The organism is Streptomyces sp. CNS606, assembly GCF_000426325.1.
Genome location: NZ_AUFD01000013.1, coordinates 37,081 through 52,767, shown reverse-complemented (window position 1 = coordinate 52,767; position 15,687 = coordinate 37,081). Strand labels below are relative to the sequence as shown.

At 73.8% G+C, this 15,687-nt stretch carries 11 protein-coding genes and 1 pseudogene; 4 read left to right on the top strand and 8 right to left on the bottom strand.

Translation table 11 applies throughout. From position 1 onward, the window contains the following. The first annotated feature begins 6 nt into the window (after positions 1–6). The gene (locus tag K304_RS0110680) at positions 7–867 is read left to right on the top strand and encodes a DUF3097 domain-containing protein (RefSeq protein ID WP_027763733.1); all 861 of its coding nucleotides are present in this window, start codon (positions 7–9) and stop codon (positions 865–867) included. Between the two features lie 139 nt (positions 868–1,006). Here K304_RS0110680 and K304_RS0110675 read toward each other — a convergent pair whose 3' ends face one another. From K304_RS0110675 to lepA, 4 genes are all read right to left on the bottom strand, one after another. Continuing rightward, positions 1,007–2,605: an MFS transporter gene (locus K304_RS0110675; protein WP_051308253.1), complete on the bottom strand. Its 1,599-nt coding sequence runs from the start codon at positions 2,603–2,605 to the stop codon at positions 1,007–1,009. Between the two features lie 233 nt (positions 2,606–2,838). Beyond that, a complete protein-coding gene (gene hemW, locus K304_RS0110670) occupies positions 2,839–4,071 on the bottom strand; it encodes a radical SAM family heme chaperone HemW (RefSeq protein ID WP_027763731.1) in 1,233 nt (410 codons plus the stop codon). A gap of 70 nt (positions 4,072–4,141) precedes the next feature. Beyond that, positions 4,142–6,031 carry an AMP-dependent synthetase/ligase gene (locus tag K304_RS0110665; RefSeq protein ID WP_027763730.1) on the bottom strand — a complete coding sequence of 630 codons (1,890 nt, stop codon included), beginning with the start codon at positions 6,029–6,031 and terminating at the stop codon, positions 4,142–4,144. A 257-nt stretch (positions 6,032–6,288) separates the two neighbouring features. Beyond that, positions 6,289–8,163 (bottom strand): translation elongation factor 4, encoded by a 1,875-nt coding sequence (gene lepA / locus K304_RS0110660; RefSeq protein WP_027763729.1) that lies wholly within the window; start codon positions 8,161–8,163, stop codon positions 6,289–6,291. Positions 8,164–8,421: 258 nt separating this feature from the next. Between lepA and rpsT the strand changes: the two genes are divergently transcribed. Then, on the top strand, positions 8,422–8,688 hold the full coding sequence (gene rpsT / locus K304_RS0110655; RefSeq protein ID WP_027763728.1) for a 30S ribosomal protein S20: 267 nt from the start codon (positions 8,422–8,424) through the stop codon (positions 8,686–8,688). A gap of 254 nt (positions 8,689–8,942) precedes the next feature. Here rpsT and holA read toward each other — a convergent pair whose 3' ends face one another. Then, positions 8,943–9,932, bottom strand: coding sequence for a DNA polymerase III subunit delta (holA, locus tag K304_RS0110650; protein WP_037789973.1), 990 nt, complete (start codon positions 9,930–9,932; stop codon positions 8,943–8,945). 79 nt (positions 9,933–10,011) lie between these two features. Here holA and K304_RS0110645 point away from each other — a divergent pair, with 79 nt between their 5' ends. Continuing rightward, positions 10,012–10,263 carry a hypothetical protein gene (locus K304_RS0110645; RefSeq protein WP_027763726.1) on the top strand — a complete coding sequence of 84 codons (252 nt, stop codon included), beginning with the start codon at positions 10,012–10,014 and terminating at the stop codon, positions 10,261–10,263. 72 nt (positions 10,264–10,335) lie between these two features. Further along, positions 10,336–10,815 (top strand): pyridoxamine 5'-phosphate oxidase family protein, encoded by a 480-nt coding sequence (locus tag K304_RS33990; protein WP_486591630.1) that lies wholly within the window; start codon positions 10,336–10,338, stop codon positions 10,813–10,815. 279 nt (positions 10,816–11,094) lie between these two features. Here K304_RS33990 and K304_RS33985 read toward each other — a convergent pair. From K304_RS33985 to K304_RS0110630, 3 genes and pseudogenes are all read right to left on the bottom strand, one after another. Beyond that, a pseudogene (locus K304_RS33985) lies at positions 11,095–12,744 on the bottom strand (ComEC/Rec2 family competence protein); the annotation flags it as partial. 623 nt (positions 12,745–13,367) lie between these two features. Then, on the bottom strand, positions 13,368–14,255 hold the full coding sequence (locus K304_RS0110635) for a ComEA family DNA-binding protein (RefSeq protein ID WP_486591629.1): 888 nt from the start codon (positions 14,253–14,255) through the stop codon (positions 13,368–13,370). A 562-nt stretch (positions 14,256–14,817) separates the two neighbouring features. Further along, positions 14,818–15,669 (bottom strand): DegV family protein, encoded by an 852-nt coding sequence (locus tag K304_RS0110630; RefSeq protein WP_027763724.1) that lies wholly within the window; start codon positions 15,667–15,669, stop codon positions 14,818–14,820. Positions 15,670–15,687 lie beyond the last annotated feature (18 nt).

Below are 15,687 nucleotides of genomic sequence, written 5' to 3'. Positions count from 1 at the left end.
GGGCGGATGCGCAGTCGCCGGTACGACCCCGACCTCACCCCGCCCTGGAAGCGCCGCACGGCCGCGGTGCCCGAGGTGCCCGCCGACCCGGACCTCGTCGTCGAGGAGGCCGCGACCGGCTTCTGCGGCGCGGTGGTCCGGTGCGAGAAGACGGCGCAGGGGCCGACGGTGACGCTGGAGGACCGGTTCGGCAAGCACCGCGTGTTCCCGATGGAGCCGCGCGGCTTCCTGCTGGACGGGGAGGTCGTCACCCTGGTGCGGCCCGCGTCCGTCGCCCCCGCGGCGCCTGCCGCCGCCGGGCGCACGGCCTCCGGCTCGGTCGCCGTGCCGGGCGCACGGGCCCGCGTCGCACGGGCGGGACGGCTCTATGTGGAGGGGCGGCACGACGCGGAACTGGTGGAGAAGGTCTGGGGCGACGACCTGCGCGTCGAGGGCGTGGTGGTCGAGTACCTGGAGGGCGTCGACCACCTGGCGGGGGTGGTGGACCTCTTCGACCCCACCTCCGACGCACGGCTGGGCGTGCTCGTCGACCACCTGGTGCCCGGGTCGAAGGAGTCCCGGATCGCGGCGGACGTGACCGCGACGTGGGGCGCGGAACGGGTGCTGGTGGTGGGCCACCCGTTCGTCGACATCTGGGAGGCGGTCAAGCCCGCGGCGCTCGGCATCGACGCCTGGCCGCGGGTGCCCCGCGGGCAGGACTGGAAGACGGGCGTGTGCGAGGCGCTGGGTTGGCCGGCGAACACCGGGGCCGCGTGGCGGCGCATCCTCGGCGCCGTCCACTCCTACCGCGACCTGGACCCGGGCCTGCTCGGCCCGGTGGAACACCTCATCGACCACGTCACCGTGGGCGGCCCGAACGGCGGCTGACCCACCTGACGTGACCGGCTCACGTCAGGGTCCGGAACCGTAGTCGGCCGTCGGCCGCCTCACCCTCGCCCGCCGGTTCGGTGAACAGCACGCAGCAGCCGGGCAGCGGGTCGGCCAGCAGGTAGGCGCACCGGTCGGTTCACTTGTTCGAGTGACGGGTGGGGTCCTCGCGGTCACCGACCCGGCCACCGGGATGCAGGTGGGCGCAGACGAAGGCGAGAGCCATCGCCCCGGCCATGCAGGCGAACACGACCTGGGTGGCCTCGGCGAAGTCCATGCGCACGGCGTCCATCGTCTCCCGCATGAACGACGACACCGGACCGCTGCCGCCGGGCTCCGACTCGTCGCCGTGGCCCGTGACGGACTCCGCCACGCGGCGCGCGACCTCGGCGGACCGCTCCCCCGTGAAACCGCGGCGCTCGAAGGTGTCCAGCACCCGGTCCGTCGTGACATGGGTGAGCACCGTGCCGAAGACCGCGAGCCCGACGGCGGCCGCGAAGTTGCGCAGGGTCTGCGTGATGCCGGTGACCTCGCCGTACGAGGCGGAGAGGGCGCGGTTCACGGCGTCCGTCGAAGCGGGCGACAGCAGGAACCCGATGCCGGCGCCGGCCATCACGATGTACGGCCACTGGTCGTTCAGCGACAGCTCGGTCGCACGGTGCGCCCACAGCGCGAACCCGGCGGCGCCCAGCGCGGTCCCCAGAAGCATGGGGTGCTTGGCGCCCCGGGTGTCGAGCATCCGGCCGCCCAGCTGCGACGCCACGCCGAAACCGGCGAAGAACACCAGCATGTAGATCCCCGCCTCGTTCGGCGACGCACTGAGTGACACCTGCGCGTAGACCGAGGCGAAGAAGAAGACCGGCACGAACGCGGTCATCGCAAAGAACAGCACCAGGTTGTCCGCGACGAACGCCCGGTCGCGGAACACCGCCATGGTGATGAGCGGATGACGCGTGGTGCGCAGCTCCACGCGGACGAACAGCGCCAGGATCAGCAGCCCGCCGGCGATGCACGCCCAGGTGGCGACGCTGCTCCAGCCCCACGCGGACGCCTGCATCAGCCCCAGGACGCTCAGGCCCATGCCCGCGGCCACGAGGACGGCGCCAGTCACGTCGAGGGTCTCGCGACGCGGCTCGTCGCGGATGCGGGCGAGCAGCGTGAGCACGATGGCGATCACGGCGACGGGGATGTTCACCCAGAAGATCGCCCGCCACGTCCACGAGGTCAGCCAGCCGCCGAGGATCGGGCCCACGGCGGTCAGGCCGCCGGACAGCCCGAAGAACAGCGCGAGCGCGCTGCCTCGGCGCTCCAGGGGGAAGACGGCGACCACGACCGCGAGGGCGGCCGGGAACATCAGCGCCGCGCCCAGCCCCTGCGTGGCACGGAAGCACACCAGCCACGCCTGGGCGAAGGAGTCGTCGGGGACGAAGCCGCACAGCGCCGAGGAGACGACGAACAGGACCGTGCCGATCAGCATGACGCGGCGGTGGCCGTAGAGGTCGGACAGCCTGCCGCCGAGCGCGAAGAAGGCTGCGAGGGAGAGCAGGTAGGCGTTGACGATCCACTGCACGCCGGACGACGACAGCGCCAGCTCGTCGGAGATCTCGGGGGCCGCGATGGCCACGATCGTCTGGTCGATGAAGGTCATCGACACGGCGAAGAGCATGGCGGCCAGGGTCAGCCCCAGGCTCCCGGTACGGCGTGCCTCGGAGGGCGTGCCGGCGGTCTGTCGGCCCATGTCTGGCATGCTCGCCCGGCCCGGGGCGTGGGGCACCTCGCCCCGGCCGTCCGGGTGACTCCTGGGCACCTCGCCCACGCCACGACCGACCGCCGCCACGCCGGGCGGGAGGCGTCCGCCGTGCGGGAGGCGCGGTGCGGACGCCTCCCGCTCCGGGCGAGCGGGCAGCGGGCAGCGGGCAGCGGGCAGCGGGCAGCGGGCAGCGGGGGAGGCTGCCCGCCCGGCCCGAGGGGTCAGTCCGTGAGGGCGCGGACGACCGCGTCCGCGAGGAGGCGCCCCCGGAGGGTGAGGACGGCGCTGCCGGCGGCGTAGGGGCCGGGCTGGAGGAGGCCGTCGTCCAGCGCGCGGCGCGCGCCGGCGAGCCCGGCGGGGGTGAGGAGTCCGAGCGGGCACCCCGCCGCGAGCCGCAGCTCCAGCAGGATGCGTTCGACGCGCCGGTCCTCCGCGTCGAGCACTTCGCGCCCCGCACCGGGCGACCGGGACTCCCCCAGCGCCTGGGCGTACGCGCCGGGGTGCTTCACGTTCCACCAGCGCACGCCGCCGACGTGGCTGTGCGCGCCGGGGCCCGCACCCCACCAGTCGGCACCGGTCCAGTACAGCTCGTTGTGGCGGCACCTCCCGGGCTCCGAGGCCGCCCAGTTGGAGACCTCGTACCACGCGAACCCGGCTGCCGTCAGCGCCTCCTCGGCGATGAGGTAGCGGTCGGCGTGCACGTCGTCGTCGGTCGTCGGCACCTCGCCGCGCCGGATCCGGCGGGCGAGCTGCGTACCCTCCTCGACGATGAGCGCGTACGCCGACACGTGGTCGGGTCCGGCACCGATCGCCGCGTCCAGGGAGGCCCGCCAGTCGTCGTCGGTCTCGCCCGGCGTGCCGTAGATCAGGTCGAGGTTGACGTGGTCGAACCCGGCGGTGCGGGCCTCGGCGACGCACGCCTCCGGACGGCCCGGGGTGTGGCTGCGGTCCAGGACGCGCAGCACGTGCTGCCGCGCGCTCTGCATGCCGAAGGAGATCCGGTTGAAGCCGGCCTCCCGCAGTTCCGCGAGGTAGCGGGCGTCGACCGACTCCGGGTTGGCCTCGGTGGTGATCTCCGCGCCGTCGGCGAGGCCGAATGCGTCCCGGACCGCCGCCAGCATCCGGCCCAGGTCGGCGGCCGGGAGAAGCGTGGGCGTGCCGCCGCCGACGAAGACGGTCTCCGCGGGGCGGGGGTCGTCGCCGAGCACCTTGCGCGCGAGGCGGATCTCCTCGGCGAGGGTGTCGGCGTAGTTCTCGCGGGAGGCCAGGGCGCCGCCGGAGCCACGCAGCTCGTTCGCGGTGTAGGTGTTGAAGTCGCAGTAGCCGCAGCGGGTCGCGCAGTACGGGACGTGCAGGTAGAAGCCGAGCGGACGGTCGGCCGCACCGGCGGTCGCGGAGGCCGGCAGCGTGCCGTCGTGCGGCACGGGCTCGCCGTCGGGGAGTGCGGAGGGCATGGGGCCATTGTGGCCCGCCCGCGCCGCGTTCCCGTCCCCGAGCCCGTGCCGCCCGCCGGGGCGGGCCGGGTCAGACCTCGCGAGACCCGGCGTACATCTCCTCGATGAGGTGACCGAACTCACGCTCCACGGCGGGCCGCTTCAGCTTGAGGCTGGGCGTCAGCTCGCCGTGCTCGACGTCCAGGTCCCGCGGCAGGATGCGGAACTTCTTGATCGTCTGCCAGCGCTGGAGGCCGGAGTTGAGCTGCTCGACGTAGTCCTCGACCATCTTCCGGACCTGCTCGGAGGCGACGACCTCGGTGTACGGCCTGTCCTTCAGCCCGTCCTGATCGCCGGCCCACTGCATCAGGGACACCTCGTCGAGGGCGATGAGGGCCGTGCAGAAGTTCCGGTCGGCGCCGTGCACCAGGATGTTGGAGACGTACGGGCAGATCGCCTTGAACTGGCCCTCGACCTCGGCGGGCGCGATGTACTTGCCGCCGGAGGTCTTGATCAGGTCCTTCTTGCGGTCGGTGATGCGCAGGTAGCCGTCGGTGGAGAGTTCGCCGATGTCGCCGGTGTGGAACCAGCCGTCCTCCTCCAGCACCTCGGCGGTCTTGTCGGGCAGCTGGTGGTAGCCCTCCATGATGCCGGGGCCGCGCAGCAGGATCTCGCCGTCGTCGGCGATGCGGACCTCGGTGCCGGGCAGCGGCTTGCCGACGGTGCCCGTGCGGTAGGCCTCGCCGGGGTTGACGAAGCTGGCCGCGCTGGACTCGGTGAGGCCGTAGCCCTCGAGGATGTGGATCCCGGCGCCGGAGAAGAAGTAGCCGATGTCGGGGGCGAGGGCGGCCGAGCCGGAGATGCAGGCGCGCAGGTTGCCGCCGAACGCCTCCCGGATCTTGGCGTAGACCAGCTTGTCGGCGACCGCGTGCTTCGCCTTCAGGCCCGCCGGGGCGGAGGCGACGCCGGTGCGGCGGAAGTTGTCCTGGGTGACCTTGCCGTACTCACGGGCCACGCCGGCGGCCCACAGGAAGATCCTGTACTTGACGGGGCTGCCGGCCTTCGCCTTGGCGGCCACGCCGTTGTAGACCTTCTCGAAGATGCGCGGCACGGCGGCCATGTAGCTGGGCTGCACCACAGGCAGGTTCTCGATGATCTTGTCGATCCGTCCGTCGACGGCCGTGACGTGACCGACCTCGACCTGCGCGGCGGTCAGCACCTTGCCGAAGACGTGCGCCAACGGCAGCCACAGGTACTGCACGTCGTCCCGGGTGACCAACCCCGTCTGAGCGATCGCCTTGGCCATGTACGACCAGCAGTCGTGCGGCAGCCGTACGCCCTTGGGCTTGCCGGTGGTGCCGGAGGTGTAGATGAGGGTGGCGAGCTGGTCGGCGCGCAGCGCGGCGACCGTCTCCTTGACACACTCGGGGTGGGTGTCCAGGTAGGCGCGTCCGCGACGGGCGAGTTCGGAGAGGGAGAGGACCCAGTCCTCCGGGTCGCCCTCGGCGGACACGGCGTCCGCCTCCTCGATCACCACGACGTGGCTCAGCTCGGGCAGTTCGCTCCGCTTCTCCCGCGCCTTGGCGAGCTGGGAGGCGTCCTCGGCGATCAGCACGCGGCTGGAGGAGTCGGCGAGGATGTACGCCGTCTCCTCCGCGTTCGTGCTCGGGTAGACGGTGGTGGTGGCCGCGCCGGAGCAGAGGATCGCGAGGTCGCTCAGGATCCAGTCCACGCGGGTGTTGGAGGCGATCGCGACGCGCTCCTCGGGGCGCACACCGAGGGCCGCCAGGCCGGCGGCGACGGAGAAGACGCGGTCGGCCGCCTCGCCCCAGCTGTAGGACCGCCACTCGTCCGGGCCGCCGTCGGCGGACGGCACGGGGTAGCGGTACGCCTCCGCGTCCGGGGTGGCCTGCACCCGCTCCAGGAAGAGCGTCGCCACGGAGGGCGGCCGGTTCTCGATCAAGGGCTGTGTGTCGCTCACGACATCCTCCGGGCGCGCGTGAAGTACATGCTCGGTGACTCTCCCTTGTGACTCGCGAGTAACCGGGGAGACGCGCTCAGACTAAGCGCCACGGACCTCCCGCGTAAGGGGTCCGGGGCCGTGTCGATACCGGAGCGTGACCGAGGGCGCGGCGGAACGGGCGGGCTCTCACATGATCGCCACACGCTTCACGGCGTGCCCGGAGGCACGCCGTGAAGGGGAACGGGCGGCGCCGGTCCCACGACCGGCGCGCGCGGCTACTTCTTCGCCTTGGAGTCGCCGCTCTCGTCGGAGGACAGGGCGGCGATGAAGGCCTCCTGCGGGACCTCGACCCGGCCCACGACCTTCATCCGCTTCTTGCCCTCCTTCTGCTTCTCCAGCAGCTTCCGCTTACGGGAGATGTCACCGCCGTAGCACTTGGCGAGAACGTCCTTGCGGATGGCGCGCACCGTCTCACGGGCGATCACCCGGGAGCCGACGGCCGCCTGGATGGGCACCTCGAACTGCTGGCGCGGGATCAGCTCCCGCAGCTTGGTCGCCATGCGCACGCCGTAGGAGTACGCCTTGTCCTTGTGCACGATCGCGGAGAAGGCGTCGACCTTGTCGCCCTGCAGGAGGATGTCGACCTTCACCAGGTCGGCGACCTGCTCGCCGGTCGGCTCGTAGTCGAGCGAGGCGTAGCCGCGGGTCTTGGACTTCAGCGCATCGAAGAAGTCGAAGACGATCTCGGCCAGCGGCAGCGTGTAGCGCAGTTCGACGCGGTCCTCGGAGAGGTAGTCCATGCCCTGGAGGTTGCCGCGCCGCGCCTGGCACAACTCCATGATCGCCCCGACGAACTCGCTGGGGGCCAGCAGCGTGGCCCTGACCATCGGCTCCTCCACCTCGGCGATCTTGCCGGCGGGGAACTCGGTGGGGTTGGTGACGGTGTGCTCGGTGCCGTCCTCCATCCGCACCTGGTAGATCACGTTGGGCGCGGTGGCGATCAGGTCGAGGTTGAACTCGCGCTCCAGCCGCTCCCGGATCACCTCCAGGTGCAGCAGCCCCAGGAAGCCCACGCGGAAACCGAAGCCGAGCGCAGCGGAGGTCTCCGGCTCGAAGCTCAGCGCGGCGTCGTTGAGCTGCAACTTGTGCAGGGCCTCGCGCAGTTCCGGGTAGTCCGAACCGTCCAGCGGGTACAGGCCGGAGAACACCATCGGCTTGGGGTCCTTGTAGCCCGCCAGCGGCTCCTCGGCGCCCTTGTGCTGCTGGGTGACGGTGTCGCCGACCTTCGACTGGCGGACGTCCTTCACACCGGTGATCAGGTAACCGACCTCGCCGACGCCGAGGCCGTCGGCCGCCGTCATCTCCGGCGCGTTCGTCCCGATCTCCAGCAGCTCGTGGGTCGCGCCGGTGGACATCATCCGGATGCGCTCGCGCCGTCCGAGCTTGCCGTCGACGACCTTCACGTAGGTGACGACGCCGCGGTAGGCGTCGTAGACGGAGTCGAAGATCATCGCGCGGGCGGGCGCGTCCGCCACGCCGACCGGGGCCGGCACCTGGCGCACGACCTCGTCCAGCAGGTCCCCGACGCCCTCGCCGGTCTTCGCGGAGACCTTGAGTACGTCCTCGGGCTCACAGCCGATGAGGTGCGCCAGCTCGGCCGCGAACTTCTCCGGCTGCGCGGCGGGCAGGTCGATCTTGTTGAGCACCGGGATGATCGTGAGGTCGTGCTCCATCGCCAGGTAGAGGTTGGCGAGAGTCTGGGCCTCGATGCCCTGGGCGGCGTCGACCAGCAGAACGCAGCCCTCACAGGCGGCGAGGGAACGGGACACCTCATAGGTGAAGTCGACGTGGCCCGGGGTGTCGATCATGTTCAGGATGTGCGGGACGGCGGCTGCGTCCGCCTCCTCCGTCGGCTTCCACGGCAGCCGTACGGCCTGGGACTTGATCGTGATGCCGCGCTCACGCTCGATGTCCATCCGGTCGAGGTACTGGGCGCGCATCTGGCGCTCCTCGACGATGCCCGTCAGCTGGAGCATGCGGTCGGCGAGCGTCGACTTGCCGTGGTCGATGTGCGCGATGATGCAGAAGTTGCGGATCAGCGCCGGGTCGGTACGGCTCGGCTCCGGCACGTTCGATGGGGTCGCGGGCACGCAGGGTCCTGTCGGGTCTGGATAAGAGTCGGCTTCGTCGCTTCGGAGAACGCTAGTCGCCCCCATCGTCCCATGCACATGCCGTGCGGACGGCACCGGCGGCCGTACGCGCCCGTACGCGGACCCGGCGAGCGCACGGCTCAGGGCGATTCGGCGGGCCGGGCCGCTGCTGGTAGCCTGGGCCGCTGTGCCTGCGTGCACGCTCGTGCACGTCCGGACACACCCAGAAGACCGTACTGAACCCGCAAAGGCTCATTCGTGGCGAACATCAAGTCCCAGATCAAGCGGATCAAGACCAACGAGAAGGCCCGCCAGCGCAACAAGGCGGTCAAGTCCGAGCTGAAGACCGCGATCCGTCGCACCCGCGAGGCCGTGGCCGCCGGTGACCTCGAGAAGGCCACCGAGGCCGCCCGCGTCGCCTCGCGCAAGCTCGACAAGGCCGCCAGCAAGGGTGTCCTGCACAAGAACAACGCCGCCAACAAGAAGTCGGCGCTCGCGCAGAAGGTCGCCTCCCTCAAGGGCTGACCTCTTCTCGGTCGGACCGCTTCGACGGACCGGTACGGCCCCGGCGGGCCCTCTCACTCCGCCGCGTACCGGAACCGAGACTCGGCACCGCGCCGCACGCGGCCTGCGTTCGCCACGCGGGTGCGGCGCACCACAAAGATCGCACCGAAGCCCCCGCGCACGGCCTTTCCCCAGGCCGCGGCCGGGGGCTTCGGCGTGCGCGGGGGCCGACGGGACGACCGCGGGCCGGCGGGGGAACGGCCTCCGCCGCGGTGTCAGCGGGAGCGGGCGGCGCGGGAGACGGCGATGACGGCCTGTTCCAGGGCGTAATCCGGGTCGTCGCCGCCGCCCTTCACCCCCGCGTCGGCCGCGGCGACGACGCGCAGCGCCGAGGAGACGCCGTCCGCGGACCAGCCGCGCATCTGCTGGCGCACCCGGTCGATCTTCCACGGCGGCATGCCCAGCTCGCGGGCGAGGTCACCGGGGCGCATGCCGCGCGGCGCCGACGCCAGCTTGCCGATCGACCGCACACCCTGTGCGAGGGCGCTGCTGATCAGCACCGGGGCCACGCCGGTCGCCAGCGACCAGCGCAGCGCCTCCAGCGCCTCCGCCGTGCGTCCCTCGACCGCACGGTCGGCCACGGTGAAGCTGGACGCCTCCGCGCGGCCGGTGTAGTAGCGGGCGACGACCGCGTCGTCGATGGCGCCCTCGACATCGGCGGCCAGCTGCGCGCAGGCGGAGGCCAGCTCGCGCAGGTCGCTGCCGATCGCGTCGACCAGCGCCTGGCACGCCTCCGGCGTCGCCGAACGGCCGGCGGTACGGAACTCGGCACGGACGAAGGCGAGTCGGTCGGCCGGCTTGGTGAGCTTCGCGCAGGCCACCTCGCGAGCGCCGACCTTGCGGGCGGCGTCCAGCAGGCCCTTCCCCTTGGGGCCGCCCGCGTGCAGCAGAACGAGGGTGATCTCCTCGGCCGGCGAGGCGAGGTACGCCTTGACGTCCTTGACGCTGTCCGCCGCCAGGTCCTGCGCGGACCGCACCACCACGACCTTGCGCTCGGCGAACAGCGACGGGCTCGTCAGCTCCGCCAGCGTGCCCGGCTGGAGTTCGGGGGACGCCAGATCGCGCACGTCGGTGTCGGGGTCGGCGGCGCGGGCCGCAGCAACCACCTGCTGCACGGCGCGGTCGAGGAGCAGTTCCTCCTGCCCCACGGCCACCGTGACGGGCGCGAGCGGGTCTTCGGACGTCTTCTTACGGGTACCGGCCATCGCGCACCAGCATCCCACGCCCCACCGACAGCGCCCGCCCCTCCTCTCCGGCGTTCCCCGGTACCCGGACAATGGCCGGGTGACGCAGCACGTACGACACATCCTGGTCCTTCCCGACCGCGACGCCGCCGAGGAGGTCGCCGACGCACTGACCGAGCACTTCGGTGCCGGCCCGGACGAGCCGCAGCTCGTGCGGGAGGCGCTGGCGGGCGAGGACGACGCGGAGGACGCCCAGTGGCTGGTCGTCCTGGAGGACGGCGACGGCTCCTACGACGCGGAGGCGCTGGCCCTGCTCGCCGAGGAGTACGAGGGCTGGCGCGAACGGGAGTAGGCCCCGGGGCGGAGAGCGGCTCGGGCCGCCGCCCGATGTGGCGCGGCACACGCCATCCCTACGGTGCCGGTCATGACGACGACACGCCCCGCACCCCGCCCGGCCCACCAGCGCAGAGAGGCGGTCCTGGAACGTCTGCGCACGGAGGAGGACGTCTGGGTGGCCACGGCCGGCTCAGAGGGCGTGCCGTGCCTGGTGCCGCTGTCCGTGCACTGGGACGGTGCGGCGGTGTGGCTGTCCACGCGGGGCGCCAACCCCACCGGGCGCAACCTTCTGGAGACGTCCGCGGTCCGGATCTCGTTCGGCGACACCCGGGACGTGGTGCTCATCGACGGGTCCGTGGAGGCGTTCTCGCTGGACGAGGTGGACCCGGCGGACGCCCACGCGTTCGCCGCGCGCTGCGGCTGGGACCCGCGCCGCGCCAAGCGGCCCGGCTCGCCCTATCTGTACTTCCGCATCACCCCCACGGACGTGCAGGCGTTCCACGGCGAGCACGAGCTGACGGGGCGCCACCTGATGCGCGGCGGCGTGTGGACGGTCCCGGCGGGCTGACCGCACCGGAGGTGCGCGGGCCGAGGTGACGGACGGGGTGCCGTCCGGCATGACGGCGACGGCGAGCGCCCCGGCGGTGTCCGTGCGGCGCACCAGGGCGCCGTGGCGGTGCAGCAGCCGGAGAGTCTGCGGCGCGGGGTGGCCGTACGGGTTCCCGGCGCCGGCGGACACCAGGGCGACCTGCGGGTCGAGGCGGGCGAGGAGCGCCGGGTCCTGGTGGGCGGAGCCGTGGTGGGCGACCTTGAGGACGTCCACCGGGCCGAGGCCGGGGCGTGTCTCCAGCAGGCGGCGCTGGGCCGGGGGTTCGAGGTCGCCGGGGAGCAGGACCGTGAGCCCGGCGACGCGGACCAGCAGCGTGACGCTGGCGTTGTTGGCCGCGTCCTCGTCCTCCCCCTCTGCCGGGGGGCCGGTGTGCCGCGGCCCCGCGAGTGGCCACAGCACCTCCCAGGAGAGCGCGCCGAGGGTGCGTCGCTCGCCCGCCGGGGCACGCACCAGCGGCACTCCCGCCCGTCCCGCGACGCGGTGCACGAACGCGGCCTGGCCGGCGGGTTGCTGCACATGGGTGGCCTGGATGGCGCCGACCTCGCGGCCGCGCAGCGCGCCGGGAAGACCGGCGACGTGGTCGGCGTGGAAGTGGGTCAGGACGAGGAGCGGGATGGCGGTCACGCCGAGCGTGGTCAGGCAGGCGTCGACCGCGTCGGGGTCCGGTCCGGCGTCGACGAGGACGGCGGTCCCGTCGCCCGCCGCGAGTACGACGGCGTCCCCCTGGCCCACGTCGCACACCACCAGCCGCCAGTGCGGCGGCGGCCATCCGGACAGGCTGCGGGTGAGCGGGGCGGGGCGGGCGAGCGCCGCCAGGAGGAGCAGGGCGACGGCGGCGCAGAGCCAGGGACGGCCCGGCAGGCGGCGTGCCAGGACCGCGAGGGCGAGGACGAGCAGGCCCAGGAGGAGCGCTCCCGGCCAGGTGTCCGGCCAGGGGACGGTGGCGCCGGGCACGGACGCGCCGGTCCGGGCGATGCGGGCGATCGCTGCGGTCGGCCAGCCGCCGAGCCAGGCCAGCCCTTCGGCGAGGGTGGGCGAGAGCGGCGCGGTCAGGAGCGCCGCGAAGCCGAGGACCGTGGCGGGAGCGACGACGAACTCGGCGAGCAGGTTGCAGGGAACGGCGACCAGGCTGACGTGGGCGGCGAGCACGGCGACGACGGGCGCGCAGACCGCCTGTGCGGCGGCGGCCGCGGCGAGGGCTTCGGCCGGCCGGCCCGGGACTCCGCGGCGACGCAGCGCGCGGCTCCAGCGTGGGGCGAGGGTCAGGAGCGAGCCGGTCGCGAGAACGGAGAGCAGGAAACCGGGATCGCGCGCGAGCCCCGGGTCGTGGAGCACGAGGAGGAGGACTGCGGCGGCGAGGGCGGGAAGCAGGGAACGCCGGCGGCCGGTGCCGATGGCCAGGATGGTGATCAGGCCGCAGGCGGCGGCCCGCATCACGCTGGGCTGGGGACGGCACACGAGGACGAACCCGAGGACGACCAGAGCGGCGAGTACGGCGGTGACCCGCAGCGGGATGCCGAGCCGGGGCGCGAGGCCGCGACGTTCCGCGAGGCCGGCTCTGCCCGGCGGTCCGATGAGCAGGACCAGCAGGACGGTCAGGTTTCCTCCGCTGACGGCGAGCAGGTGCAGCATGTCGGTGGCGTGGAAGGCGGCGTCCAGGTCGTCGGGGATGCGGGAGGTGTCGCCGACGACGAGGCCGGGAAGCAGCGCCCGGGGGTCGGGGTCGAGAGGGTCCGTGGCGCGGCGGAGACCTGCGCGCAGGTCGTCGGCGAAGCGTTGCAGGGCGGTCGGCGGCCGTACGACGGTGGGTGGTTCGGAGCCGCCCGTGCGGAGGACGGCCGCGATGTCCCGCCCGCCCGCCGACGCGCGCGGCGGGGCCAGACGCACCTCGGCGCGGAGGCCGGTGGAGGGCAGCAGGCGACGCCAGCCGGAGGCGGCGCCGTCGTCGCCGTCGACCAGCAGGAGCGCCGGAGTCCGCACGGCGACGGGGTCGGGCACAGCGGGGGCCGACACCCGGGTGACGTCGACCGGCACGACGAGGACGCCGGGGACGCGCCGGGTGCCGTGGACCCGGGCGTCCGTGCGGTGCGGGTCTCCGGTCACCGTCAACTCGACGGTGGCGTGGGAGTAGTCGGCCGCCAGCTCGGGGACGGGGCCGCGTCGGGCGTCCGCGGTGTGGAGCGTGGCGGAGGCGGCTCCGGCCGCCGCGCAGACCAGGGTGAGGGCCAGGGCGAGCCGGTTGCCGTGACGCAGGTGCCGGTGCGGGGTGGCCAGGCGGCGGCGCGGACGGAGGAGGACGGTGGCGAGGAGTCCGCAGAGGGCGGCGGCGCCGAGCGCGGTCGCAGAGCCGGGGAGTGCCGGGGCGAGGGCGACTGCCGCCCATGCGGCGAGGGCGGGTGGCAGGAGCCGGAGGTCGGGTGGGCCCTCCTGGCGGGGGTCCGCGGCACCCAGTGGGTTGCGGGACGCCCTGTGCGCGGGACTGCGGGCGGTGCCGGCGGTGGGTCCCCGCGTCACGGCCCGACCCGGGGCCGGAGGTCCGCGAAGCGGGCGGGGCCGATGCCGTCCACCTCGCGGAGCTGGTCGATCGAGGTGAAACCCCCGTGCTCGGTCCGGTAGTCGACGATGTGGCCGGCCAGCACGGGGCCGACCCCGGGCAGCGTCTCCAGTTGTTCGGTGGTGGCGGAACTCAGGCTGATGCGGGCGGGTGTCGCGCCTGCGCCCGGGGGCACACCGGCCGCGGGAGCGGGCACCGGCCCGCCCACGGCGCGCGCGGCGGGCTCGCCGACCAGGATCTGCTCGCCGTCGACCAGCCGTCGCGCCTGGTTGAGCCCGCCGAGCTGCTTCGGGTCGGTGCCCGGCCGGACTCCCCCGGCCGCCTTCAGGGCGTCCGCGACGCGCGACCCTCGCGGCAGCCGGTGGACCCCGGGCTCCCGGACGTCTCCCGCGACGTCCACGACGACCGGGCCGCCGACGCCGGAGGACGCCGCGTCCGGTGAGGCGGACGGCGGCGGCAACGGCTCGGCTGCGGCGGCGGCTCGCGGTGCGGCGACGGTCTGGGGGCGGCCGGAGAGGAAGTGGTGGACGGCGAAGCCGAGGGCGACGAGGAGCACGAGCCCCAGTGCGGCGAGCGTCTTGGGCTCGACGGCGCAGCGGAGTTGCACCCACAGCGGGAGACGTTCGAGAAGCGCCTCCCGCAACCGCCCCGCGAACGACGGAGATACGGTCTCCGGGACCTCCGGAACCTCCGAGTCGTCGGCCCCGGAACGGTCGGGCGCGGCACGCCGGGTCGGCGGGCCCGCGTCCGTGGCGTGCGGACCGGCGCTCGGGGCGACGGGTGGAGCGGCGTCGGGCCGGGCCGGCGGTTCCGGGGGACGGCCGCGCTCCCGGGCGGCGGCCACGGCCGCACGGGCGACGGCGATTGCGACGGGCCGGGGCAACGGGGACGCGAGAGCATCAGCCCCGCTACCGGGTGGCGTGGAGGTGGCGGTGGTCGCCCGTCGGACGACGCGGGCACCCCGGCATGCCCGGGAGCGCGCGGGCCACGGCGGTGGCGGGGCGTCGTCCGGGGGCTTCCTCGGCGAGGGCACCTCGCGCAGCGGCCTGCCGCCGATCGGCGACAGCAGGGCGTCCGCGCGGCGGCGGACGGACGGGTCGGTGGGGTGCGGTGGTCCGGAGCGGCCGCCGGCACGCGAGCGGTGCCGGCCCCCTCGCCCCGGACCGCGGGTGTCGTGGCGGCTTCGAGTCGTCATGCCACAGGACGCTAGAAGGCGCGGGACGTTCGCGACGGATACGGCCGATTCCGGTGGATGACACCCCAGTTGTGGACAACTTCGCCACCCCTGCGGGTGCATCCCAAGACGGCGGGACGCACGACACAGACGTGTCAGCAGTCCTTGCGGCAGGGCAGGCCATCAGACGGACAGGCACGCAGACGGACAAGCCGACGGACCGGCAGGCCCTTCAGCGGCGGGAGAGTACGACGCCGAGGAGGCCGGGGCCGGTGTGGGCGCCGATCACCGCGCCCACCTCGCTGACGTGCAGGTCGGTCAGGCCCGGGACGCGCTCGCGGAGCCGCTGGGCGAGCTGGTCGGCGCGTTCGGGTGCCGCCAGGTGGTGGACGGCCATGTCGACCTGGGCGTCCGCCGAGTGCTCGACGGCGATCTCCTCGAGCCGGGCGATGGCCCGGGACGCGGTGCGCACCTTCTCCAGCATGCCGATGCGGCCGTCCGCCAGCTCCAGCAGCGGCTTGACGGCCAGCGCGGACCCGAACAGCGCCTGCGCGGCGCCGATGCGGCCGCCGCGCCGCAGGTAGTCGAGCGTGTCGACGTAGAAGTACGCCGCCGTCCCCTCGGCGCGCTTCTCGGCAGCCGCCGCCGCGTCGTCCGGTGTCCCGCCCGCCTCGGCGGTCTCGGCCGCGGCCAGGGCGCAGAAGCCCAGCGCCATCGCGACCATGCCGGTGTCGACCACGCGCACCGGCACCGGCGCGTCCCGGGCGGCCAGCACGGCCGCGTCGTAGGTGCCCGAGACCTCCGCGGACAGGTGGAGCGACACGATGCCGTCCAGCCCGGGCTGGGACTCGGCGAGGGCGCGGTAGGTGGCGGCGAAGGTCTCCGGGCTGGGCCGGGAGGTGGTGACCGGCCGGTGCTTGCGCAGGGCCTCCGCGAGGGCGGGCGCCGAGATCTCGGTGCCCTCCTCCAGCGCCTCCCCGTCGAGGACGACCGTCAGCGGTACCGCGGTGATGTGGTGCTTCTCCAGCAGCTCCGGGGGCAGGTACGCCGTGGAGTCGGTGACGACAGCGACATGACGGGCCATGTCGGGGAGGCTAGCGCC